Origin of the sequence: Brevundimonas sp. (assembly GCF_030656255.1) — a bacterium.
Taxonomy (GTDB): domain Bacteria; phylum Pseudomonadota; class Alphaproteobacteria; order Caulobacterales; family Caulobacteraceae; genus Brevundimonas.
Genome location: NZ_JAUSOE010000123.1, coordinates 1 through 25,013 on the forward strand (window position 1 = coordinate 1; position 25,013 = coordinate 25,013).

General features: G+C 64.5%; 15 protein-coding genes and 2 tRNA genes. 4 read left to right on the forward strand and 13 right to left on the reverse strand.

The features are described 5' to 3' along the window. Nucleotides 1-45 precede the first annotated feature (45 nt). Nucleotides 46-122: transfer RNA gene (locus Q7J26_RS12775), tRNA-Asp, on the forward strand. A gap of 116 nt (nucleotides 123-238) precedes the next feature. Here the strand turns inward: Q7J26_RS12775 and Q7J26_RS12780 are convergent. Beyond that, a complete protein-coding gene (locus tag Q7J26_RS12780; protein ID WP_304936790.1) occupies nucleotides 239-1,489 on the reverse strand; it encodes a glycosyltransferase in 1,251 nt (416 codons plus the stop codon). 324 nt (nucleotides 1,490-1,813) lie between these two features. Between Q7J26_RS12780 and Q7J26_RS12785 the strand changes: the two genes are divergently transcribed. Next, the gene (locus Q7J26_RS12785; RefSeq protein WP_304936791.1) at nucleotides 1,814-5,113 is read left to right on the forward strand and encodes an autotransporter outer membrane beta-barrel domain-containing protein; all 3,300 of its coding nucleotides are present in this window, start codon (nucleotides 1,814-1,816) and stop codon (nucleotides 5,111-5,113) included. 337 nt (nucleotides 5,114-5,450) lie between these two features. On the opposite strand, the gene Q7J26_RS12790 is transcribed toward Q7J26_RS12785, so the two are convergent. The 8 genes from Q7J26_RS12790 to Q7J26_RS12825 all read right to left on the reverse strand — a co-directional run bounded on the left by Q7J26_RS12790 (nucleotide 5,451) and on the right by Q7J26_RS12825 (nucleotide 18,134). Further along, nucleotides 5,451-6,563 carry a sugar kinase gene (locus Q7J26_RS12790; protein ID WP_304936792.1) on the reverse strand — a complete coding sequence of 371 codons (1,113 nt, stop codon included), beginning with the start codon at nucleotides 6,561-6,563 and terminating at the stop codon, nucleotides 5,451-5,453. Then, the gene (locus Q7J26_RS12795) at nucleotides 6,556-7,737 is read right to left on the reverse strand and encodes an SGNH/GDSL hydrolase family protein (protein WP_304936793.1); all 1,182 of its coding nucleotides are present in this window, start codon (nucleotides 7,735-7,737) and stop codon (nucleotides 6,556-6,558) included. The genes Q7J26_RS12790 and Q7J26_RS12795 overlap by 8 nt, the downstream gene beginning before the upstream one ends. A 22-nt stretch (nucleotides 7,738-7,759) precedes the next feature. Next, nucleotides 7,760-8,512 (reverse strand): SDR family NAD(P)-dependent oxidoreductase, encoded by a 753-nt coding sequence (locus Q7J26_RS12800; protein WP_304936794.1) that lies wholly within the window; start codon nucleotides 8,510-8,512, stop codon nucleotides 7,760-7,762. 53 nt (nucleotides 8,513-8,565) lie between these two features. Further along, complete coding sequence (locus Q7J26_RS12805) at nucleotides 8,566-9,861, reverse strand: MFS transporter (RefSeq protein ID WP_304936795.1); 1,296 nt, start codon at nucleotides 9,859-9,861, stop codon at nucleotides 8,566-8,568. 44 nt (nucleotides 9,862-9,905) lie between these two features. Next, nucleotides 9,906-12,059 carry an alginate lyase family protein gene (locus Q7J26_RS12810; protein ID WP_304936796.1) on the reverse strand — a complete coding sequence of 718 codons (2,154 nt, stop codon included), beginning with the start codon at nucleotides 12,057-12,059 and terminating at the stop codon, nucleotides 9,906-9,908. Between the two features lie 83 nt (nucleotides 12,060-12,142). Continuing rightward, entirely contained in the window at nucleotides 12,143-14,335 is a 2,193-nt protein-coding gene (locus Q7J26_RS12815) for a polysaccharide lyase 6 family protein (protein WP_304936797.1), read from the reverse strand. A gap of 142 nt (nucleotides 14,336-14,477) precedes the next feature. After that, nucleotides 14,478-15,215, reverse strand: coding sequence for a FadR/GntR family transcriptional regulator (locus Q7J26_RS12820; protein ID WP_304936798.1), 738 nt, complete (start codon nucleotides 15,213-15,215; stop codon nucleotides 14,478-14,480). Nucleotides 15,216-15,275: 60 nt separating this feature from the next. Continuing rightward, complete coding sequence (locus tag Q7J26_RS12825) at nucleotides 15,276-18,134, reverse strand: TonB-dependent receptor (RefSeq protein ID WP_304936799.1); 2,859 nt, start codon at nucleotides 18,132-18,134, stop codon at nucleotides 15,276-15,278. A 252-nt stretch (nucleotides 18,135-18,386) separates the two neighbouring features. On the opposite strand from Q7J26_RS12825, the gene Q7J26_RS12830 reads away from it, so the two are divergent. Continuing rightward, nucleotides 18,387-18,770 (forward strand): hypothetical protein, encoded by a 384-nt coding sequence (locus tag Q7J26_RS12830; protein ID WP_304936800.1) that lies wholly within the window; start codon nucleotides 18,387-18,389, stop codon nucleotides 18,768-18,770. Here the strand turns inward: Q7J26_RS12830 and Q7J26_RS12835 are convergent. Further along, nucleotides 18,731-20,266, reverse strand: coding sequence for an alpha-L-fucosidase (locus Q7J26_RS12835; RefSeq protein WP_304936801.1), 1,536 nt, complete (start codon nucleotides 20,264-20,266; stop codon nucleotides 18,731-18,733). The two genes, Q7J26_RS12830 and Q7J26_RS12835, sit on opposite strands and share 40 nt — an antisense overlap. A gap of 153 nt (nucleotides 20,267-20,419) precedes the next feature. Here Q7J26_RS12835 and Q7J26_RS12840 point away from each other — a divergent pair, with 153 nt between their 5' ends. Continuing rightward, entirely contained in the window at nucleotides 20,420-22,531 is a 2,112-nt protein-coding gene (locus Q7J26_RS12840) for a beta-galactosidase (RefSeq protein WP_304936802.1), read from the forward strand. A gap of 214 nt (nucleotides 22,532-22,745) precedes the next feature. Here Q7J26_RS12840 and Q7J26_RS12845 read toward each other — a convergent pair. The 3 genes from Q7J26_RS12845 to lon all read right to left on the reverse strand — a co-directional run. Next, nucleotides 22,746-22,822 (reverse strand) — tRNA-Val (locus Q7J26_RS12845). Between the two features lie 33 nt (nucleotides 22,823-22,855). Continuing rightward, nucleotides 22,856-23,131, reverse strand: a complete 276-nt coding sequence (locus Q7J26_RS12850) for an HU family DNA-binding protein (protein ID WP_304936803.1) — start codon at nucleotides 23,129-23,131, stop codon at nucleotides 22,856-22,858. 109 nt (nucleotides 23,132-23,240) lie between these two features. Further along, nucleotides 23,241-25,013: endopeptidase La (lon, locus tag Q7J26_RS12855; RefSeq protein WP_304936804.1), on the reverse strand; the 1,773-nt coding region annotated here is incomplete at its 5' end.

The window sequence follows — 25,013 nt, forward strand, 5'->3', positions numbered from 1 at the left end:
TTCCTTTATAGTTTTCGAAACAACTCAAAAGTTTCGACCTGATACGCGGGTGTAGCTCAGTTGGTTAGAGTGCCGGCCTGTCACGCCGGAGGTCGCGGGTTCGAGCCCCGTCACTCGCGCCACTTCTTCCAGACGAAGAAGTGGCGCGCCGCCCCCCCCCATTTCTCACCATCTTGTAACAGGCCGTCGACGCCGGTCTTTCCTTCGAGATGTCGAACGGAAATCGCGGCGTCGCTCGTCAGTGGACGGCGAACGCCTCGTCGGGTTGAACGAAGGCGGCTTCGCCCGTCAGTTCGCCGTAAACCATGCACAAATCCTCGAATACGCGGCTCCAGGCGAACTGGCTGACGGCCTTTTCGCGGGCGGCGCGGCCGATGGCCTCGATGTCGCGGGCGAACAGGGCCTCGACCGCCTGGGCGTAGGCGTCGGCGTCGGCGCTGGTCGCCAATTGGCCGACCGTTTCATCGACCGTCTCGGCCACGCCCCCGGCGTTGACGCCCACGACCGGTCGGCCACAGGCCATGGCCTCCAGAACGATCAGGCCGAAGGGCTCCTTGTCATTGGCATGGACGAAGGCGTCGCAGCTGGCGATGATCCGCGCCACCGCGCGGGGATCCTTCTCATAGGGCATCGAGATCACCCGATCCTCGGCCGGCATGCCCGATCCAGCGCCGACCAGAACCAGATGATAGGGCGCGCCCAGCTTCTGGACCGCCTCGATCAGAATATCGACGTTCTTTTCCTTGGCGGGACGGCCGGCGAAGCACAGCAGCCGGGCGTCCTCGCCCAGGCCCAGTTCGTTCAACAGCCATTTCCGATCCCGACGCTCAGGGCGGAAGGTGTCGATCTCCACCCCCAGGGGTCGGATGACGATATTGCTGACGCCCGCCTCTTCCAGCCGGCGCGCGATGAAACGGCTGGGCGAGACGACGCGGTCGAACTGGGAGAACAGGCGCGCCCAGCGTTTCTCGACCGGCTTCTTGGCCCATTCGCCGAAATGCAGCGCCGCAAGACCGGCGGGATCCGAATGACAGAAGCCGACAACCGGACACCCGACCCGCTGGCCGGCCTCCAGCGCCCCCTGCCCCGGCGTATAGGGGTCTCCCGCCTCGATGATCGACGGCTTCATCGCCGCGACCCAGGCGCTCCAGCGCTTGACGGAGCTGGGCCAACGATAGCCGTCGCCGAACGGCAGCTTGGTCGCCCGCAGTTGCACGATCCCGTCAGCCCGCGCCTTGTGACGCGCGCCGGGCACGATCAGCGAATGACTGACGCCCGGACGATTCTCCTCGATCCAGGCCTTCTTCGACAGCAGGTAGCGTTTCACCCCGCCCGAGCGCGGCGCATACAGCATGGTGGTGTCGACCAGCCGCGGCCGCTCGTCCATCGACGCCAGCTTCAGCGCCCTCAGTGTATCGGCGACCTCGACGTCCAGCCCCGGAATCAGCCGGATTTCGTTTTCCTGAACTTCGAGATCGGTCAATGTCATGAAGAGTGTCTCGCCTGGTCTGGGCTGGCCAACGCCGGGGGGCGTGGTTTGGATGCGTCGCGGTGAAACGCGTTGGACCGTTCTTCCGCCCGTAGCCCCCGGCGTCGCAAAGCTCAATAGCTCCATCGGAAAACCTTCCGCACCCGACGCAATAGCTCGCAAAATCAGTCCCTTCGTCGAGCGACGGTTCTGACACGACCTCGCAACACACTGGACACGGCCTTGCATTCGCCTCAAATTCGATAAACTTGGGCACATACGGCGTCGATCCTGTAAAGGAGCGCCCACTTCGTGATCGCGTGACCACCAGGGGTTTTCTTCCGAATGCGTATTCTACTCGCGACCGCCGTGGCGATCGCCCCCTTGCTGGCTGTTACGGGCGCTCAGGCGGAGGTCGTCGTCTCGACCGCCCGCACCACGCCGATCCAGACGTCCAACGCCACCGGCACGGCGGCGGACAATGTCCGCATCGCCAGCGGCGGCTCGATCGCAGTCACCTCCGGCGCAGCGATGACGCTGGATTCGAACAATACGGTCGATATCGACAGCGGCGGCTCGATCACCATGGCCAAGGCGGCCGACGGCGCCACGGGCGTTCTGGTGAACGGCGGCAATACCGGCTCCGTCACGATGGGCGGAACGATCAACATCACGGACAGCCAGGAAACGGCGGACATCAAGGACACGGACGGCGACGGCGACCTTGACGGGCCGTTCGCGACCGGAACCGGCCGCTACGGCGTTCGGGTCGCGGGCGCCTCGCCCTTCGTCGGCAATGTTCTGGTCGAATCCAGCGGCTCGATCTCTGTTGAAGGCAACAACTCCTACGGCCTCGCGGTCGAAGCCCCCCTGACCGGCAAGCTGCAGAGTCTGGGGACCGTGCGCGTCGTCGGCGACAACAGCGTCGGCATCCGTACGACCGGTCCGATCTCGGGCAATGTCGACCTCGCAGGCTCGGTGTCCGCGACCGGCGCCGGCGCATCGGGCGTGTCGATCGAGGGGGATGTGGGCGGCGCACTGAAAATCCATTCGGCCGTAACGACCACGGGCTACCGCTACACCACATCGCCTTCGGTCCGCCCGACGACGGGCACTTACGACAACGCCTCGACCCTCTTCCTGGACGAGCTTGACGCCGACGACCTGCTTCAGGGTGGTCCGGCTGTGCGCGTCGCCGCCAATGTGGCCGGCGGCGTCCTGCTGGATACGGGTCCGGCCTATTCCTCGGCCGGGATCGACGGCGACGACGACAAGGACGGCGTCAAGAACGGCGACGAGGATGACGACGGCGACGGCGTCAAGAACCGCGACGATACGGACCGTGACGGCGACGGCGTGCCTGACGCCAGCGAGACGACCGCCGCATTGACGTCAGTGGGCGGCGCGCCCGCCCTGCTTATCGGCTCCGCGACCAATGCGGTGACCCTCGGCGCCGTCGGCACGGGCGACGCCGCCTATGGCCTGATCAACCGCGGCTCCATCACCGGATCCGGCGTCTATTCCGGCGTCGAGTCGCGCGCCCTGCAGCTGGGCGTGACCGGCGGCCAGACCGTCACCGTCGCAGGCGGCGTGCGTAACGAAGGCGGTATCGCCTCCACCGCCGTGGACGCCAACGCCACCGCCATCTGGATCGGCGCCGGCGTCACCGCCCCCGCCATCTCGAACACGGGCAACATCCAGGCCGTCGCATCGGGCAAACAGGCCCATACGGCCACCGGCGTGCTTATCGGCGCCGGAGCCAATGTCGGTTCCCTGACGAACACCGGCAATATCGTGGCCTCGTTCGGTGGAAACCACGGCGCGGCGACCGTCATCCGCGACCAGTCCGGCACCCTGACCCAGCTGAACAACGCCGGTTCCATCATCGGCTCGCTGTCGGCGGACTCCACTGACACCACGGCCGTCGACGGCACGGTGACCGCCATTGACCTGACCGCCAACACCAGCGGCGCCACGGTTCGCCAGTACGGCATCCCCGCCGCCGCCGACAGCACGGCGACCGACACGGACAAGGACGGGGTTCCTGACGCCAGCGAACCCGTCATCGTCGGCGCGATCAAGTTCGGTTCCGGCGCAGATGTCTTCAACGTCGAAAACGGCACGGTCATCGGCGACATGTCCTTCGGCGCCGGCGCCGACCGCCTGTCCGTCAGCGGCGGCGCGACGGTGAGCGGCGCCGTCACCGACAGCGACGGGGCTCTGGACATCAATGTCTCCAAGGGCACCCTGAACGCCACCCAGGCGACCGCCACTTCGATTTCAAGCCTGAACGTCGGCGCAGAGGGCGTCCTGATCACTACCGTCGACCCTCAGCGTGATCGCGCCGGCGGATTCAACGTCAGCGGCGCCGCCACCCTGGCCACGGGCGCGCAACTGGGCGTTCGTTTCTCCTCCCTGCTGGAGGGGCCGGAACGGTTCAGCGTGATCAAGGCCGGCGCCCTGAACGTCGGCGACATCAATCAGAGCCTCCTGGCCGATAATTCCCCCTATCTTTACGTTGTTCAGGCGGGCGTCGATCAAGCTGCGGGCGAAGTCTACATCGACGCCCGTCGCCGCACCGCCCAGGAAGCCGACCTGATCCCCGTCGAGGCCTCGGCCTTCGACGCGGTCTATGCCGCCCTGGGCGACAATGAGACGATCCGGAACCTGTTCCTGAGCCAGACGGACCGCGACGGCTTCATCGACGCCTATGAGCAGATGCTGCCCGACCACTCCGGCGGGCCGTTGATGTCCCTGTCGGCCGGCGTCGACGCCGTCACCCGCGCCCTGACCGGCCGCAACGCCTCGGCCGCGCCGGGCGAGACCAGCGCCTGGGTCCAGGAGATCAACTTCTACGCCGACAAGGACAAGACCGATTCCTACGGCTTCCGTTCCGAAGGCTTCGGCGTCGCGGGCGGCGTCGAGAAGGGCACCAGCGTGGGCGCCTTCGGCCTGACGGCAGCCTTCACGTCTTCGGACATCAAGGATCCCGAATCCGAGGCCGAGGAAGTCCTGTCCGCCAACCTGCTGGAATTGGGCCTCTACTGGCGCGCTCAAGGACAGTACTGGACGACCTGGGCGCGCGCGGCCGGCGGCTACGCCAGCTTCAACGCCGACCGGTCGCTGGTCGCAGACGGCGTCTATCTGAACAACGAATCCGACTGGCACGGCTGGACTGCTGCGGCGGCCGGCGGCGCGTCCTACGAGCGCAACTACGGCCGGCTGAACGTCCGGCCAGAGGTCTACGCCGAATACTTCCACCTGTCGGAAGGCGCACGCTCCGAATCCGGCGGCGGCGACGGCTTCGATCTGGATATCGACTCGCGCGACAGCCACATCTTCTCGGCCGTCGCGGCGATGAATGTGGGCTACGGCTTCGGCAAGGACGGTTGGATCCGTCCGGAACTGCGCATCGGCTATCGCCAGAACCTGTCGGTCGACGCCGGCGAAACCATCGCCCGCTTCGCCAGCGGCGGCCCCAGCTTCGTCCTGTCGCCTGACGCGGTCGAGGGCGGCGGCCTGATCCTGGGCTTCCGCATGAACCTGGGCAACGACCTGGGCATGCTGTCGCTGACCGGCGACGCGGAACTTCTCGAGGATTACGTCCGCTATTCGCTTCTGCTGCGGGCCAGCTTCCGGTTCTGATCAAGACGATCGCCAAAAGACAAAGGCCGCCGGAGCGATCGGGCGGCCTTTTTGTTTGGTAGGCGGCGACCGGCGGCGACTATGAATATGCGCTCCAATAAGGGTTTGAGTGGATCAACGGCGTGATCCGCGCGCTGCTCGACCGCTACCCTGATACCCAGCGGCGCGCCGCTCACCGGTCCCCCAGGAGACTGCGATGCGAAAGGTGGCGGTGGGCGGGCCACCGACGGCGCGCCCGCAATTTGCGTCCGGCACGTTGGACGAGCCCGCGGCGCCGTCGAGCGGAGTCCGGACCTGAAAGCCCAGCTCGATTGGCATGTCGCCGGCGCACAGGCGTCTATCGGCGCGTTGACGGTTGCTCCCCACGAACCACCGTCTCCACTTCCGCCGCCGACACATTGGCGTTGTCCCCCGGCGTCGTCATCGCCAGGGCGCCGTGCGCCGCTCCCAGATCGACCACACGCTGCGGCGCCGCACCCTCCAGCAGCCCATGGATCACCCCCGAAGCGAAGGCGTCGCCGCCGCCGACACGGTCGAGCAGCTCTACATTCGGACGTAGCGCCGAGAGCCAACGGCCTGATCGGGCCTCCAACACACCCTGCCAAGCGTTCACCGAGGCAGACCTAGACTCGCGCAACGTATAGGCCACGCCTCTCAGCTGGGGAAAGGTTTCAAAGGCGGTCGAGGCGGCAGCGTGTGGCGGTCCGTCGTCCATGGGCGTCCGTCGTGGTTTCAGCGCGCCGAGGTCCATGCCCAAACAGGCCGCCAGACCGAACTCATCGCCGAACAGCAGGTCACATTCCGCCACGATGGCTTGATTGATCCGGCGCGCGGCGTCCGGCGACGGATGGCTGTCCCACAGGCTGGCCCGATAGTTGAGGTCATAAGATACCATGACGCCGTGGCGTCGGGCCGACCGCACAGCCGCCACAGCGGCCTCGGCCGTCTTCTCGGAAAGGGCCGCGAATATGCCGCCTGTGTGAAGCCACCGCGCGCCATCTGCGCCGAACAGGCGGTCCCAATCGAAATCGTCGATCGAGATCTGCGATGCGGCCGAGTTCGCTCGGTCCGACACGCCCAGCGCGCCGCGAAGACCGAAGCCTCGTTCGGTGAAGTTCAGGCCCAGCCGTGTGGATCGACCAACGCCATCATAGGTTCGCCAGAGGATTTCGGAGGCGTCCACCCCGCCTTGTCCAATCAGGTCGAGGGCCAAGGCGCCGAGTTCGTTGTCGGGCAAGGCCGTGAGCACCCCTGTCCGGCGACCGAACGTCTTTTTCAGTCCCCGGGCGACGTTGTATTCGCCGCCGCCCTCCCAGACCCGGAAGCTCCGGGCGCTGCGCACACGGTCTTCCCCCGGATCGAATCTGAGCATCACTTCTCCGAGGGCCAGACAATCCCATCGCCGGCCCTTGGCGGGAAGAATGGGCCAGGCCGGGATCGGCTCAGTCACTCTGACCGCATCCGAAGATCGACAAATCCACCGCCTCGGCCATCAAGGCGTAGCCGGCGTCGTTGGGATGCAACCGGTCGTCGCGACTGGCCTCCGGCAGAAAGCCTTCCGGCCTTGCCGGATCCCGTGTGGCGGCGTCGAAGTCGATGACGGCGTCGAACGCGCCGCTTGTGCGGATGAAATGATTGAGAGTCTGGCGCGTCGCCTCAGAGACGGGCTCGTAGCGTTCCGATCCCTCGAACGGCGTCAGGCTGCCGCCGACGACCTTGATCCCGTGGTCATGCAGACGCGCCACGATCTGCCGATAGCCGAGCTCCATATCCGCAGCATCGCGGCCGGGGCGCATCAGGGGGGCGCCGCTGTGGCGGATGTCATTGATGCCTTCGAGCAGGATGACGAAGTCGACCTCGGGCTGAGCGAGGACATCCCGGTCGAGCCGGGCCAACGCGCTGTGGCTGCGGCCATGATCCATGAGGCGGTTGCCGCTGATGCCCTGGTTGAGGACCAGGACCTGTCCCGGACAGGTCTCCTCGAAGCGTCGCGCCAGCACCGACGGCCAGTCGAGATGAGCGCCGAGAGTCGCGGTCGCGCCTTCGGTGATGGAATCGCCGAGCGCGACGACGACGGTCGGGGCGCTGTCCCGCGCGCCATAGACGGCGGAGACCACGTTCTGGCGACGCGTGAGGGGCGTCTCGTCGCCCACTTCCGCAAGGCCCGTGACCACCCGCACCGGCGTGCGCCGAACAGCCGGCCGCGTCGGATCGGGGAAGTAAAGGCTTAACGCCACGTCGGCGAAGGCGGGGACGGCCAGGGCCACAGGATCGCTGATCAGAGCCGCCCCGACGGGGACGACGATGTCGGACCGGCCGTTGAACAGGACCGGAAGCGCGCCTCCGCCCTGTCCAGTCTTTTGCACAGCGAGATGGGACACATGCAGGGGCGCATCGCCCAATTCATTGCTGATCCTGAACCGGAGCGCTTCCGCAGAAGCGCCAAGCCGGATGTCCTGGCGCACCGTTTCGGCGTTGAACTGAAGCGGCGCTTCCGGCGCGCCGTCCCGGCGATCCGGAGCGGGCGATGCGGTCCACAGAGGAACCCATACCTCGGCCGCCGCACCGCCCGCCGCCGTCAGAGCGGCGGCGGCGCAGACGCTCGCAAACAGATGTTTCAGCATAGGTCCCCTCCAGCAGGGCGGATCAGGAGAACGACGCGCCGCCGTTCACATCAATGTTGGCGCCAGTGATGTAGCCGGCCGCGTCCGAAGCCAGGAAGACTGCGGTCTCAGCGGCCTCTTGGGGCCGGCCTTCGCGGCGAAGCGGAACGCTTGCGGCCACCGCCGCGCGCACCTCGGGCTTGGTGAAGTCGTCGTGGAATCGCGTCGAGATCATGCCGCAGCACAGCGCGTTCACACGGATGCCCTTGGGCCCCAGCTCCTTGGCCATGGCGCGGGTGAAGGTCATGACGGCGGCCTTGGAGGTGGCGTAGATGGCTGCGCCCGGCCCGCCGCCGTCGCGCCCGGCCAGAGACGCGAAGTTCACGATGGCGGCGCCCTCGCCCATGTGCGGCACGACCGCCCGCGTGGTCAGGAACACCGAGGTCATGTTCAGGTCCATGACGGTATGGAAGAAGGTCTCGTCGATATCCGCGAGCGGTTTGCGCGCGACCATGCCGCCGGCGGTGTTGATCAAAATGTCGATCCTGTCGCCGAACGCGGCCTGGGTGGCGGCGACGAGGCCGTCGACCGCCGTCGCGTCGGTCACGTCGGCCTTGTGAACGATCGCCGTGCCGCCAGCGGCCTCGATCAGGCGCAGGGTCTCTTCGGCGCTGGCGGAGTCATTGGCGTAGTTGATGCAGACCTTGGCGCCTTCGGCGGCTAGCTTCAGCGAGACCGCACGGCCGATATCGCGGCCGCCGCCGGTGACGATGGCCACCTTATTGTTCAGGGTCATGGTTGTCTTGTCCTTTGGAACGGGGGAGGTTGAAAAGTCAGCTCTGGTGGGCGTCAGGATTGGTCGCCGACAACCGGGGCGGCCGGTCCGTCGACCTTTTCGATCCGGCCAGTGACGAACCAGATCGCCGCCAGCGACAGCGGCACGAGCGCCGCCACCAGGATAAAGATCGGGGCGTAGGAGACCTTGGTCATGACGGGCACGAGCCAGGTGGTGATCAGGGTGCCGGCGACCGCCGCCATCCCGCCAATACCGGCCAGGGAACCGACGGATTTGCCGTGGAAGACATCGCCAGGAAGGGTCTGAATATTGCCGATGGCGATCTGGAACCCGAACAGGACGCCGGCGATCGTGAGCACCGCCAGGGTCGGATCCGAGGCCAGGACCGCGCCGAGCAGCGCGGGCCCCATGATCACGCAGCCCAGGGTGATCGTCCACTTACGGGCGCGGTCGATGCTCCAGCCGGAACCGATGAGTTTTCCTGAGAGCCATCCGCCGAACAGGCTGCCGAACATGGCGCCCACAAACGGCACCCAGGCGAAGATGCCGATCTGCTTGATATCGAAGGCGAAGGTTTCCGCCAGATAGATCGGCAGCCAGGAGACGAACAGCCACCAGATCGGGTCCAGGAAGAAGCGCGATATGACGATGCCCCAGGACTGGCGGTGCGACATCATCTGTTTGAGTGTGGGCGTATAGGCGGCCGCCGCGGCCTGCCCCGTCTCTTCTGGCGCATCCAGAATAAGCGCGCGTTCTGCAGCATTGACCCAGGGGTGGCGGTCAGGTCCGGCCCGGTAGATGACCAGCCACGGCAAGACCCACACGAAACCGAAGGCGCCGATCAGGAGGAAGGTGCCCTTCCATCCCAGCGACAGAAAAAGGAAGGCGATTAGCGGCGCAGAGATGATGGCCCCGATGGAGGCCCCCGCGTTGAAGATGCCTTGGGCGAAGGCCCGTTCCCGAGGCGGAAACCATTCCGCGTTGGCCTTGACCGCGCCCGGCCAGGCGCCGGCCTCGCTGATCCCCAGCATGGCGCGGAAGACGCTGAATGCCGCAATGGAGCCGGCCACCGAATGCAGGGCGATGGAGATCGACCAGACGCCGATCGACCAGGCAAATCCCAGGCGGGTGCCGATCCGATCGAACAGTCTGCCAAAGGCGAACTGGCCCGCTGCGTAGAACAGCATGAAGATGGTGACGAGAAGGGCGTAGTCCTCCTTGGTCGCGCCGATCTCGCCGGCGATCTCAGGCCACATCACCGCGAGCGCATTGCGGTCGATGTAGTTGATCACCGTCGCCACCGCGATCAGGGCAATGATGGCCCACCGGACGGCGGATGGTTTCTGCATAATCTTCACTCCCATGTCTCGGGTCGGTCGCAACGCGCCGGCCTCTATCGATCCAGGCGCGCCCAGGCGCCCGTCCATTGGTAAGTCTGACCGTCGGCCGAAACCGAGTGCGAACGGCCCTCCGCTGGGTCGTCGGCGACGCCGAGCACGAGCCGCTTGCCGGACGGTAGGACGAGCACAACCACGGTCGCGTCGTCGCCACGGGACTGACCGATCGACTGCACGCCGCTAGCCGCCCCGGTGACGGTTTCGGCGGTTCCGTCGTAGAGACCGTGCGATTCCAGAACCCCGACGAAGCTGACATCCTTCTGACCATCCACGCGCTGGATCAGGGACGGTTCGCGCCTCAAGTTGAAGTTGGGGTCGTTGGCTCCGCTCTCGGCCAGAATGGCGCGCGACGGGGCGTCGGCCGCGAACCGGTAGGTGTAGAATCGTCCGTCCAGCAGCCAGGTGAGGCTGCGCGCCTCCGTCGTCGGCTCGGAGGACGCATCGACCCAGAGATGCTGATAGCCGTTGGCGGCGCCGAGGACCGGACGGACGGCCAAGGCGCGTTGCGTCTCGAACCCGACCGTCATGATGTGACCGTTGTAATGCAGCGGCAGGTCGTACCGGGCGGGTCGGTCGCCGCTGACGCGCAGCAGATCGACGACCACCGGCCGACCGAGTTCGGGATGTCGTACGAGAGCCTGGGTGCGGGTGAAGACCACGCCCTTGTAGGCGCCCGTCTGCCGCGCCGACACGATCTGGGTGTCTGCGTCCGTGTCGAACACCAGTCGTTCAGGCGGCCGCGCCGCGCCGACACGCCAATCGCCGCCGAAATGGCTGGCCTCGTTCACCACCAGGGTGTTGTGGGCGACGGTCTGTTTGGCCCAGGAGGTGTTCTCGGGCAGGTAGGTTCCACCCGCCTTGGCTTCGATGTTCAAGAAGCGCGCTGCGCCATAGTCGGACACCACCGTTTGGCCGTTGTCGTAGAAGAGCCAATTCAGCTTGTCGAAATGACCATGGCCCATGCCCTGGGCCGTGGCCTTGAAAACCAACGCCTGCCCGTCCGGACCGCCGGATCGCAGGATGCCCAGTCCACCGCTTTCTCCGTCGGGCCCGTCGCGCAGCATGACCGACCGGAAGGCGAAGGGCTCCGGCGCGCCCTCAGCCAGCCCCTGGGCGACCTTCAATCCGTCCGGAGACAGCAGGGTGCGCCCCTGCGCCTCGGCGATCGAAAGGAGGCCCGGCTCTCCGGTGCGGGCATAGGCGACCGCGACACCGGCCACGAGTTCCTCGGTGTCCAGGCCCTTGTCGAGAATGGCGTCGTTGACCGGAATGAAATAGCCGGCGTAGCTGGACTGTATCAGCGTATCGACCGCCTTCAGAAGCACGCCGTCCCGGTGACGGAAGATACCGCGTTCGGGTTCGTTCTGATCGATGGCGCGCGCGAAGATGATGAAGGGCGCCATGGCGTAGCGCTGATAATAAGGCCCTTCTTCGTAGTAGCCGTCAGGCGAAAACAGCTGGTCGATCTGACGCAGGAAGCCCGCCTCCCCGGTCTTCGCCAAGCCGGTCAGCGCCTTTTCCGTCAGGTCCGAGTCTCGCAGAACATACCCCGTCATGCCCACGCCGGCGACGGCCCAGGTCGCATGGTTGTGGATGCGGTCGAAGTTCTGCGGCGTCTCGTCCGACAGGAAACGCGCCATGCGTCGAAAGACGTCGTCGTCGATGGTCTTGCGATCTTCCGCCGACAGGGTGTCGCGAATGGCGTCGTATCCTTGGCTCGCATAGACCAGCCAGACGGAGTCGTTTAGCGTCTGCCAGAACAGGCGACCGGGGATCTGGCCTCGTCCCGCAGGGTGGGCGCCGAGCGTCGGATAGAGCCTAGCGTATTCCAGCAGGACGTCCCGCGCATGGTCTGCATAGGCCTTGTCGCCGGTCAGGCGGTAGAGGGCGCCGGCGTTGTAGATGGCCTGATAGTTTCGCTTGTGCTGTTCGTGAGTGAAGCCCCCGCCGGGGTCCTTGGGGATCGGCACATTGATCGGTCGCGCCATGGCGGCGCGGACGGCGCGTTCGACGCGCGCCTGTTCTGCGGCGAACAGCGGATAGCGCGCGCCGGTCTCGGCCATGGTCCGCCAATCGGACGGCGAAACGAGCACGGGGCCTGCCTCGTCGGCGGACGCGGTCTGGACGGCGCCGGATAGAACGACGGGCATCGGAGCCTGCGCCAGGGCAGCAGACGCAATCGCGCCCAAGCCGACGCCGACAGTCAAGATGAAGGCGAGTGAGCGGCCAGGAATCATCGGGCGGTCTCCGCAGCAAGGTCGGATTGGAGGTCAGGCGTGCGCACGAACTGGTTGTTTGAAACCAGAAGCACGGGATCGCCGACCGTATGGGTGAAGCGGACGGGGCCGCTGTCGATCAGGCGGTTGTCACGCAGTTCGGCGTGCTGGACGCCTCGCATCAGAACAGCGGGGCGGTCTGGCGACCCCACATGGTCGAACAGGGCGCCGGACACCGTGAGCGTCGGGCCAAAGGTGCTTTCGTCGGTACCGCCGCGATAGAGGTCGACGACGCCGCCGCCGACTTGCCGAAACACGCCGCCCTCGATCTCGACCCGCTCGGCGTTGTAGGCGCCCTTGTCGTCGGTCTCGGCAGCCGCCGCGACGACGGCGCCGGACACGTCGGAAATCGTCACTCGCCGCAGCGCGATCAGGGCCGCCATGCTGCCCTTGCCCGTCGAGACCACATCGAACCCGCGATTGACGGTCAGCCCTTCGATACGACTGTCTTCCAGGATCAGCTCATAGTTGGCGGCGTTCGATCCCGGCCGCACGCGGATCACGGCGTTGCCGACCTCGTCCGGCGCGTTCCGGCCGGACACAGTCACCCGCGACAGCCTCAGCGAGCCCCCGGCCTCGATCTGAAACAACGCGGGCCGACTGAAGGTGATTTCGGCCACGCCGTCGGTTGGCCCCTGGACCGTCAGAGGTGTGTCCAGGCTGAGGGTCCGATCGACCTCGTACCGGCCCGCTGCAAGCGCCAGTCGGTCACCGGGCCGCGCAGCCTCGGCCGCCGCAGCCAGCGTCCCCTCCCCTGGCAGCACCGGGACGGCGTTTCCGCTGTCGAGCCGAACCGTCGCAGCGTCCTTAGAGTACCAGCTCACGCCGACTTCGGTCCTGGCGATCGGACGGAGACTGACGTCCGCCCCGACGCCGACGGTCTCTTCCGGCATCATCAGGCCGTTAGGGCCGGAGACAAGACGCACCTGCCGTCCAGTCACCCCATCGGCCAACGTCGCCGAAGCCGTCGGGCTCTGGATATTGCCCGAGAAGGCGAAACCCGACAGATCGCCCCGGCCTCGCACGGGGTCCGCGCCCTCGGCGGTCGCGACGATGAGATTGTCAGCAAAACGCGTCTGGCGCGGCGCGGCGGAACGCTCCTCATCCATGCCGGCGCCGAGAAGGATGCTGCGCACATCGATCAGGGTATTGTTCTCGATCACCGCCCCGACGACGGGGTGATAGCGGTTGATCGGCGAGTCCGGCACGCCATACATGACGCTCAGGGCCGCCGCGAAACCTTCGCCGGCCAAGCCTTGCATATAGTTGTTTCGGACGGTCTGGTCGCGGTTGATGATGCGCACGCCGCCGGCGTGGGGTTTGCCCCCGCCGATAAAGACGTTGTTCTCCACCAGATTGCCGTCGCCGTGACGCAGAACCAGCGCGCCGCGCGAGTGGAAGAAGACATTGCCGCGATAGATATTGCCGCCGGACTTGTTGGAGACGATCTCGACCTCGCCGTCGCAACCCTCGAACCAGTTGTTCTCAACGAGGGTGCGAGAAGCCGACAGCGAATCCGCGCTGGTTCCTATCCGCAGGGTCTCACCGCCGTTGGAGCCGAGATTAGGCCGCGGGCCGAAATAGTTGTGGTCGATGCGGTGGCGGTTTTCGAGCCCCTGGGTCGCGTCACGCACCACCACCAGGGTCGTGCCGAGGTTGGTCTTGCCGACGAGATGATTGTGATCGAAACGATTGTCCTGGCCGTACATGGCCACCCAGTTGTCGGAGGCGGCGCGATCCGGCTTGTTGAAACCATCGATCACCACGCCGGTCACCCGGCTTTCGACAGCCCTGCGGTCGCGGGACCGCCTGAAGGAGACGACCTCCCCGGTCGGCGACCAGCCGTCGCGAAACACCAGATTGGAAACGACGAGTTGGCGGCCGGACAGACGCAGATTGGACTGGCCGGACAGGATCACGCGCCCCGGCGTCTGCGCCGTGAGGGTGATGGGACGATCCGGCCGCCCTTCGCCCTCGAACAGAATTTGAAAGTCGCGCCACTCGCCGTCTGCGAGACGGATGGTATCCCCCGGCTGGGCGACTCGAACCGCGCGCTGATATTCCGCCGGCGTCTTCACCAGGGTCGAGGTCTCCGCCGTTGCGGCGCCGGACCAGAACAGGACGGCAGTCGCCGCCAGCCTTGCCAACATGGTCGTCTCCCACGGCCCGGCTTGTACCGCCGAACTCCTTCAGACCTTTCCGGTCGAGGAAGACGCTACCAGTGAACCCCTACAAGTCCAACCATTTGGTGTGGAAATTTGCGATTATTTTCATACCAATTGGTCTGGAAAATTAGCCTCGCGTGCTAATCATGAACCGCTCGCGGCTGGCGGCCATCTGACGTTCCAGTTCCTGCATCGCCGAGGCCGCGCTCGCGTCCAGCATGACCGAGAGCAGCCGGTTGAAGTGGTTGCGCATGGCGCGTCGGGCCCCCGCGCTGTCGTGGGCCTTCAGGGCGTCGAGAATGGCGGTATGTTCGGCGACCCGCGAGGAATCGTCGATCTCGCAAACCGCCTTGTGCGCCGCCATCACGTGAGGCTGTTCGGTCCTCATACGCCAGAGGTTTTCGATGGTGTGGAGCACGGCGGCGTTGTTGGCCGACGCGGCGATGACATGATGGAATTCGCGATCCGCCGTGTCGGGATCCAGGTCCGGATTGCTGCCGTCCATCGCCTGGACGAGATAGTCGAGACGCGCCAGCGCCTCGTCCTGGATGACCGCCGCCGCCAAGGCTGCGGCTTCGGACTCGAACAGCGAGCGGGCCTCCGTCACCTCGAAGGCGCTCACCGTCGGCAATCCCTCGGGACGGCTTCGGTCCGCACAGACGAAGACGCCCGAACCGGTCTTGATCGAAAGCTTTCCCTGAGCCTGCAAGGCCAACTCGGCCTCGCGCACCGTGACCCTGCTGACGCCGAAACGATCAGCCAGTTCACGCTCGCCCGGAAGCTTCGCGCCTGGACCGAGGCCTTCGGTCGCGATCAACTGGACGATCTGTTCGGCCACGGAATGGAATAGACGGGTCTGCCTCATGACCCCAGCTTAGCCGAACCAGGGCGTCGGGCCAATCGGTCCGACGCCCCCGATCGATTATCAGAATCGATAGCGCAGGCTGGCATAGTATTTGGCGCCATAGGCGTAATAGCCGCGCGTGCTGCCCCATACGGGCATGTCCTCGATGCGCGGCTCGTCAGTGATATTGACCGCCTCGACCTGAACGCGCGCGTTGCGGTTGATGGCGTAGCTGGCGCGAAGGTCGGTCGTGCCGACGCCGTGGACATAGCGGAGCTGTGCGTTTCCACCCACGAAGTCCTGATAATAGTCGGACCGATATTTGTAGATGGCCTGCAGATCGAGCTTGCCGATCTGGTAGTAGAGCTGTGCCGACAGAACGTGCTTGGACATGCCGGACAGACCTGCCGGCGGGATGATCCCCTCGGTGACTTCGCCCGTAACGGCGTCGACGATGTCGCCCAGACGGACGTCCTGATTTTCAAAATCAAGATCAGCGTAGCTGTAGCTGATCTTGGTCCCCAGACCATCGAACGGCGCGGGCAGGTTCGAGAAGCGGTGAGCGGCGGTGATTTCGAAGCCCAAAAGCGTGCTTTCGTCGTCGCTGTTCTCCGTCTGGGTCACGGGAACGTCGACGGTCTGACCGTCGATCGTGAAGCTCTCGTCATAGGCGACCGGCTGGAAGCCGCCGGTGAACTGTTTGGCGTAGACCGCCAGGCTGTAGAGCGAGTCTTTGTTGGCGTAATATTCCAGCGACAGGTCGGCGTTCCACGACATTAGCGGCTCAAGACGCGGGCTGCCGTTGGCGGTGATGTTGCGCACCGCGTCCTCGACGCTGGCGTAGTCGGTCCCGGTGTCCACAGTGATGATCCGGCCCGCGCCAAGGGCGCTCGGCGCAGGCCGCGACATGGCGCGGAAGACACCCGCGCGCAGCAGCAGATCCTCCTTGAGTTCGAAGGTCAGGTTGAGGCTCGGCAGCCAGCGGGTCGTACCGGCCTCGATGACCACCTCGTCGAACGCGCCGGTGGGGACGAGACTGATCGTTCCGTCCGGATTGTTGACGACATCCAGGTCGGCGCGCAGGCCCTTGGACGTCACCTGGGTGTCGACGACGCGAAGCCCGACATTACCACGGACCGGCAAGCCGCCCAACGCGGTTTCGAAGCTGGCCATGCCGTAAGCAGCCAGGACGTCTTCGGCGACGTTTCGGTTCTCAACCGCGCGGATATCGAGCGGCAGACCTGTGTCTGGGACGCCGGCGTAGGCCTCGAACAGACAGACCGCGTCGAACGAGGCCCAGCTGGTGATGCTATTGGACTCGGAGATCTTCAGGAAGTCGTGTTGCGGGAAAGCGCGGCGACAGGCCAGGTTCGCAGCCCGATCGACCGCGCGGTCATCCTGGGTGAATTCAACGCGGTTATCGAAATCGGTGAAGGTCATTTCGGAGTAGCGGACGCCGGCGTCGAAGGCCGTGAACAGTCCGGCCGCCGGGCGATAGGTGGCGTCGAAGCGCGCCGCCATGATCTCATGGTCCCTCTGACTCTGGTCGCGCCTTATGCGCGCGTCATCGCTGAAGAGATCATGGTTGTTGATATCGAACCGCGGATCGATGGTGAAGGTCGGCACCGACCCGTTGCGCAGATCCATGGTGTAGGGCACCCGCTGATTATTCATAGCGGTGCGGTTGCCGTAGATATCCAGCGGATCAGACCTGAGGCGGACGCTGCGATCCGTCTCGTTCCGGAGCGTATGCGACCAGGAAACGTCGGCCTTGATCGTCAGGGCGTCGGTGACGTCATACTCGATATTGAGCCCCGCGCCCTCATAGGTCTCCGAGCGGTTCTTGAAGGTCGAATTGACTTCAATCGAACTGTTGCCGCTGACCGCCTCCAGGACGTGGTCTGCGTTCACCACCCGGTTGGTCAGTCCATAGCGGGCCTCGGAAATACCCAACTCCGAGCGGCGCTCGTTGTAGGACCGATCCGAGTACTGGTAGTCGAGGTTGATGTTCAGTCGATCGTTCGGACGCCATTGCAGGGCCCCGAACCAGGCGTCACGGGTGTCATCCTCCTGGATCTGCCGGAAAGTGTAGCTCCCCGGCACAAGATAGAAGGGCGTGCCGGCCGCCGCCTGGTCGCGGGTGACCTCCGTGCAGTTTCCGGTCGTCGTCTGGGCGTCGTTACAGGCGTACCAGGTGCTGCTGGCGTTGTAGACTTCCTCGGGATTGCTGACGTCATTGCGCTGGAAACCCAGCGAAAGGCCGATCCGGCCGAGAGAGCCGGCATCAAACTGATCGACATAACTGACGGTCCCCCGGTAGCCGGGTCCATTGGGCTGGAGCAGACGGTCGTCATAAGGATTGAAGTTCAGCTTGCCTTCCACCTGGATACGCCGCCGGTTGAAATCCAGCGGCCGCAACGTGCCCAATTCCACGAGGCCGGAAACGCCGCCCTCCACCAGATCGGCCTGTTGGGTCTTGTAAACCTTGATCTGGTTGATCAGCTCGGACGGAAACTGGTTGAAATTGACCGAGCGGTCGCCGCTCCCGTTCGTCGCTTCCCGGCCATTGAAGGTCGAGGCCCCAAGGAAAGGCCCCAGGCCGCGGATCGACACCTCGGAGGCGCCCCCTTTTTCGCGGTGGGACGCCGCGCCGGTGATGGTCTCGATGGCTTCGCCAACCGATAAAGCGGGCAGGTCCCCGATTTCATCCGCCGTCAAGGCGTCCACGATCGTCGCCGATCCGCGCTTAGTCTCGATCGAGGTCTGAACCGTCCGACGTGTCCCGGTCACCACGACTTCCTCGACCGCCGTCGCGCCTTCACCGGCGTCCTGCGCCATCGCGGCACCGGCTAGCGATACGGCGGAGGCGCCGCCTAGCAGTATGTATTTTCCGCCGCGTAGCAGACGTGCTGATCCACGCGCCTCAATAGAACGCTTCATCCCGGGCCTCCCTGAGCCTCATTCTTGTTGCCAGGACGGTCGCCCGGAATAGACCAACGTGTCAATACAGATAACGGACCAATTATCGGACTTAAAAGACCATTACTGCATACCAATTGGTCTATCTAAAAGGGAGCCTTAGGCGATCTTGAGCGTGGTCCTCGTTCTTGTAAGGCGCGTCTTCTCTGCTGCGCGCGGTCCGCCCCCCCCCCCCCAAGCCGCTTCGGCATGGACAATTGGTTGGGGCCACGAATGGACGACGGCATGCGCCGGACAACGGCCGCCGCCGAGACCGCCTATGAAACCATTCACAGCTTTCTGAACTCTGACGAAATCATCGACGGCGTCGTCACCCCCACAGACATCATCGCTATGGTTTGGCCGCCTCCAAATCGCCGTCGTCGCCATGACAACCTCGAGGTTGCCGGCCCGAGCGCAGTCATGGTGGATATCCCGCTGCAGCGAATGGCCGAGAAGCCGACCCTTGGAAGGTTTTGCACCGCGACTCGTCGTGAGGACACTCAAGACCCTGGCAGGTCCAATACAAATCCGTCGCCCAGGCCGAGGAGGCCGCTTGTTTGGTTCAATGTCTCTATTCAGAAACGGATCTCGAAGGCTCCGGCGATACGAGGCTGAGCGTTTGCCGGCAATTCGATCAATAGCGCTTCATCTTTCTGCTTGAACTCCAGAGGCCCATAGCCAAGCAGGCGGACGTTCCGTACGGGCTTGGTCTCCAGGCTTCCGTTCTGCCGCAGCGACGTGATCGCGACGCTGTTGCTCGGCTCGCCCAGGGTGATGGCGTACAGCGTCTCGCCGCGTGCGGTGAAACGGATGTCGGCGGCGGTATAGGCCGCCTTTTCCTGAAAGGCGCCGGCGGCGGTGTCGGTGGGGCCTTCGCCATGGGTGCGCCAGGGCCGCGTCCCGTGGATCGCCTGCGAATTGACTTTCATCCAGGCGGCTAGGTCCGCCAGAAGCGCCTGCGATTCCGGCGGCAGCGACCCGTCCGGATAAAGCACGACATTCAAGAGCATGTTTCCGTTCTTGCTGACGATATCCGCCAACATGTGGATGACTTCTGGCCCGGTCTTGTAGACATAATCATCGGCGTAGAACCAATCGCCGTTGGACGTATCGGTCTGCCAGGGCAGGTCATTGATCCCGCTCATTACGCCGCGCTCGACATCCTGCACGCACGTCTCGCGGTGAAACTCACCCGAGCCCACGTCCTTGCAATTGTAGACGGCGTCGAGCCGGCCGTGTCGCGCGATGCTGCTATTGTAGAAATGGGCGACCAGCGATCGTCCGACCGCGCCGAAGGGAAGACCCCCGTCCGAATAAAGCAGGTCGGGCTCGTAGGAATCGATCAGATCCCGAATGCGGTCGAACCACAGCTTATGGAACGCCGGATCGCGCGTGTACCAGCTGTCAATTGAACCACGAAAAGGCTCGTTATGCGCGGGGTGATACAGATCGCTCAGTCGAGGATCCGCCCCGTCGTATGGGACGCCCAGCTTGGGCCAGAACTGGTCGTAGGCATGGCTGGGATACCACCAGTTATGACTGGCCCCCAGATGTTCCGACACGCCGAAACGCAGGCCCCGCTTTCGCGCAGCATCTCTGAACGCCCCGACGATATCGCGCTTCGGTCCCATGGCGACGGCGTTCCAGCGATGCCCGCGCGAGTTCCAAAGATCGAAATTGTCGTGATGGACGCCCATGCTGACGAAATACTTCGCACCGGCCGCCGAATAGAGATCCATCAGCGCCTCAGGGTCGAAGCGCTCCGCTCGCCATAGCGGGATGATGTCCTTGTACCCGTGTTCCGATGGATGGCCGTAGGTCTCCAGGTGGTGGGCGTAGTGAGGATGGCCCGGCACATACATCCAACGTGCGTACCAGTCGCCCTGGCGAGGTACAGCCTGCGGTCCCCAGTGCGCCCAGATACCCAGTTTGGCGTCCCTGAACCAGTCGGGGGTTTGATAGGCTTTCAACGACTCCACATCGGCGTTGAACGGGCCGGGGGCGACAGCGCCCCCTTCCCCTCCGGCCAGAGCCCCGGCTTGGACGGTGCTTGAGGCGAAGGCTGCAGCGAATGGGGCGCCGAGGAAGCTCCGTTTGCTGAACATCACCATGGCTGTCTCCGTTTGACGTTCCCGCCGCCCGCGACGTCTCGAGGACTAGTCGAATATTGGGATGAGCAGTGGACGTTGCAGGACGAGATAGGCACATCTATGATGTTAGCGCTACCAACACATCGGTCAACCGTTTCGTTGCAAGGATCAGACATGAGCAGCACCATGAACGTGGGCGTCGCCGTGAAGACGATAGCGGGACGGCGGGGGATGAAGGCTATTCTGCTCAGCGCCGTCGTGATGATCGCCGCCGCTACCGGCGCCAGCGCGCAAGACGCCATCGACCGGGCCGGATCGGCCGTCGCCGGGGATCGGTTGTTCGTGGGCGCCAATTATCAACCGGTTGATCGCACGCCTGAGGAGATTCACCAGGACATCGCCTTGATGCGTCGCGCGGGCCTGAACATCGTCCGGATGGGCGACCTGGCATGGGACTATTTCGAACCCACCGAAGGCCATTTCGATTTCGACCGCTTCGATGCGGTGATGGACGAAATGCACGCCAACGGCATTCGCGTCATTCTCGACATTCCCGGTCAGCCCGCTCCGGTATGGTTGCACCACCGCTATCCCGGCGTCGATCTGGTCAACCAGGACGGCGTGCGCCTGAATCCGGCCGAGCGCTATATGGACGATATCGCCGATCCGGATTACCGGCGGCTGCTGCATCGGATGGCCGATACGCTGACGAAGCGTTACGCCAAACATCCCGCCGTTATCGCCGTGGGATACAATAATGAAATCGGCAACGGCTTCATGTCGTATTCCGAAGCGGATCGTGAGCGGTTCGTGACCTGGCTTCGCGCCCGGTACGGCGATCTGGACACGCTGAATCGTGCATGGGCGACGCAGCGTTGGTCACGCCGGATCGGTTCGTGGGACGAAGTGCAGCTTCCCTACGGCGACGGGCCCGGCCCGTTCGAACGCTATCTCGATCTGCGCCGTTACTGGTCCGAGGAGACGATCGACGTCCTGTCCGAACTGGACGCCGTGCGCCAACGCAACATGCCCGGCATGCCCGCCCTCTCGAACCTCTGGCCGGGATCGGGGCGACGCGGCTTCGATTATCTGTCCAGCTATCGACGCTACACCGATCACGGAGCCTTCGGCTATTACGCCGGTGATGCGATAGGCGGCGCCTATGAGACCATGCAGATGCGCGGCGCTCTGGACACCCCGGTCTGGTTCAATGAGTTCCAGGCCGGCGGCGGCGGCTATTACGGCGCGCGCGGCCGATCACGCATGTGGGCCTATTTCGGGTTGCTGAACGGCGGTCAGGGCTTCCTCGCCTGGACTTTCAACAGCCATCGCGGCGGAGAAGAACAGGCCCTGTTCGGCCTGATCGATCACGACAACACACCGTCCTGGAAGCTCGATGAGTGGGGCGTCATCGCCTCGGAATTCAAGAAGCTCGAAACGATGGGTTTCCCGCGCAAGCTCGACCCGCAGGTGGCCTTCGCCTATTCGTTCGAGGCTGAAGTGGCGTCCGACCCGCATTCGCCGACCAACACGGTGCGCCAGTATTTTACGACGCCCTATATGGATCAGCAGCGCAACGCCTTCGCGCCAATCTATAAAGACAATATCGACGCCGCTGTCATCGACGTCGCACATGAAGATCTGAGCCCCTACAAGCTCGTGGTCGTGCCGGGCCTCTATCTTATGAACGAGGCGGCGGCCGCCAACATCCGGTCCTATGTCCAGAATGGCGGCACGGTGATCATGACCGCCTTTTCGGCCAAGGTGGACGAGACAAACCAGTGGTTCAACACCTCCCTGCCGGGGCGGCTGTCCGACGTGTTCGGCCTGCGGACCAACGAGTTCAATCGTGCATCCCGCCCGCTGACCGGGACCATCGCCGGACAGGCCTTCACCTCGACCATCGACTTCTACGAAGTGCTCGAACCATCGACGGCGACCGTGATGGGCCGCATCGACAATGTGGACGGCAAACCTCCCGTGGCGACGGTCAACACCTTTGGAAAGGGCCGCGCCATCTATCTGGCCACCCCCGCCCAACCGTCCGTCATGACGCCGCTTTATCGCAGTCTCTATGCCGAACTCGGCATTGATCGCGGACCGACTACGCCGGATGGCGTCTATGCTCGTGTCGTTGATGGACGCACGCTTTACGTCAACTCAACCGGCGAAGAAAAGACGATAAGTATTACTGGAGACAAGAGCAGCGTCCTGCATGGCAATAAAATTACCGGCACATTGCAGCTTTCGCCTTGGGGCGTCGACCTAATCGAAGGACATCAATAAGACGGCGCGTTAGATTCCTTTACGATGAACTCGAACAGCGGCGCACTTGGAGACGCGTCCTTTTGCGAATTGTCGGGCGACATGCACATCACGGCGTTTAGATAGGAGTGTCTTGATGATTGCGTCGTCGGCGCCAGCCAAAGATGCTCAAGGCGTCCGCGAAATTCGAAGGGTTTGAGAGCAATCTTCTAATGCACTGGATCAGTGAAAACGGTGGTAGGCGGCGACGGGTTCGAACCGCCGACCCTCTCGGTGTAAACGAGATGCTCTGACCAGCTGAGCTAGCCGCCCTTGGACCGGAGCCGGGCTTATGCCCGTTGGGCTTCAACCGTTCAAGGCGCTTTTCAAGCCTTCGCCGGGACGAAAGCGCGCGGTGCGGGAGGCGGGCCGGGCCACGGCCTGACCTGTCTGAGGGTTGCGGGCGACGCCGGCCTTGCGATCAACGGGCGTGAAACTGCCGAAGCCGATCAGTTTGACGTCTTGACCATGGGTCAGGGCCTCCACCACGCCGTCGGTGAAGGCTTCGAGCGCCGTCTTGGCCTGATCGCGGCTGATGTTCGCAGCCGTCGCCATACGGCCGATAAGTTCGGCTTTGGTCATGTCATCCTCCCAAGCGAATCAGTAAAGGGCGGATCGGCGGTTGCGTCAAAAGCGAAAACGCCGCCGACAGGCTTGTCGGCGGCGTTTCGTCTGCGACTTAGGTCGCAGTTCAGTGGCTGACGGTCGCCGCAGCCCCGTCAAGCGGAGGCAAAGGCGCGGGGAGAGGGTCCGTCGCCTCGTCCCATTCGACCGGCGTCAGGGGACCGGTCAGAGCCCAGCGCAGGGCTTCGTCCGCCGTCGAAATCGGAACGATCTCCAGCGCCGATTTGACGTTGTCCGGCACGTCGGCCAGGTCCTTCTCGTTCTCCTGCGGGATCAGCACCGTCTTGACGCCGGACCGCAGGGCCGCGAGCAGCTTCTCCTTCAGACCGCCGATGGCCGTGACCCGGCCGCGCAGGGTGATCTCGCCGGTCATGGCGATGTCCTTGCGGATCGGGATGCCGGTCAGGACCGAGACCATGGCCACGGTCATGGCGGCGCCGGCGGACGGGCCGTCCTTGGGCGTGGCGCCGTCCGGCACGTGGACGTGGATGTCGGTCTTCTCGAACACCGGCGGCTTGACGCCGAAGGCCAGGGCCCGCGACCGCACATAGGAGGCCGCCGCCGAGATGGATTCCTTCATCACGTCCTTCAGGTTGCCGGTCACGGTCATGCGACCGCGGCCCGGCATCTTGATGGCCTCGATGGTCAGGATGTCGCCGCCGAACTCGGTCCAGGCCAGACCGGTGACGATGCCGACCTGATCTTCCTCGTCCGTCTCGCCATAGCGGAACTTCCGGACGCCGGCGTATTCGGCCAGCTTCTCGGCGTCCACCGTGATCGATGTGACCTTGGTCTTGGCCATCTCGCGCACGGCCTTGCGGGCCAAACCGCCCAGGGCGCGCTCAAGCGACCGCACCCCGGCCTCGCGGGTGTAGTAACGGATCAGGTCGCGGATCGTGTCTTCCGGCACGATCAGTTCGTCCGCCTTCAGCCCGTGATCGGTCAGTTGCTTGGGCAGGACGTGCCGCTTGGCGATCTCGACCTTCTCATCCTCGGTGTAGCCCGACACCCGGATGATCTCCATCCGGTCCATCAGCGGCTGCGGCATGTTCAGGCTGTTGGCCGTCGTGACGAACATGACCTGGGACAGGTCGTAGTCCACCTCCAGATAGTGGTCGCCGAAGGTCGAGTTCTGAGCCGGATCCAGCACCTCGAGCAGGGCCGAGGATGGGTCGCCGCGCCAGTCGGACCCCAGCTTGTCGATCTCGTCCAGCAGGACGAAGGCGTTGGTGGTCTTGGCCTTCTTCATCGACTGGATGATCTTGCCGGGCATGGAGCCGATATAGGTCCGGCGGTGGCCGCGGATCTCGCTTTCGTCGCGCACGCCGCCCAGGGACATGCGGACATATTCACGTCCCGTCGCCTTGGCGATGGACTTGGCCAGCGAGGTCTTGCCGACGCCGGGAGGGCCGACGAGGCACAGGATCGGCCCCTTCAGACTGCCGGTGCGGGCCTGGACCGCCAGATATTCGATGATCCGTTCCTTGACCTTCTCCAGACCGAAGTGGTCCTCCTCGAGGATCTCCTCGGCCTTGACCAGATCGATGGGCTTCTGCTTGGCCTTGCCCCACGGCACGGACAGCAGCCAGTCGAGGTAGTTGCGCACGACCGTCGATTCCGCCGACATCGGCGACATGTTGCGCAGCTTCTTGACCTCGGCCTCGGCCTTGGTGCGAGCCTCCTTGGACAGGCGCGTCTTACGGATGCGCTTCTCCAGATCCATGATCTCGTCGCGCGCGTCGTCGGTCTCGCCCAGCTCGCGCTGGATCGCCTTCATCTGTTCGTTCAGATAATATTCGCGCTGGGTCTTCTCCATCTGGCGCTTCACGCGCGAGCGGAT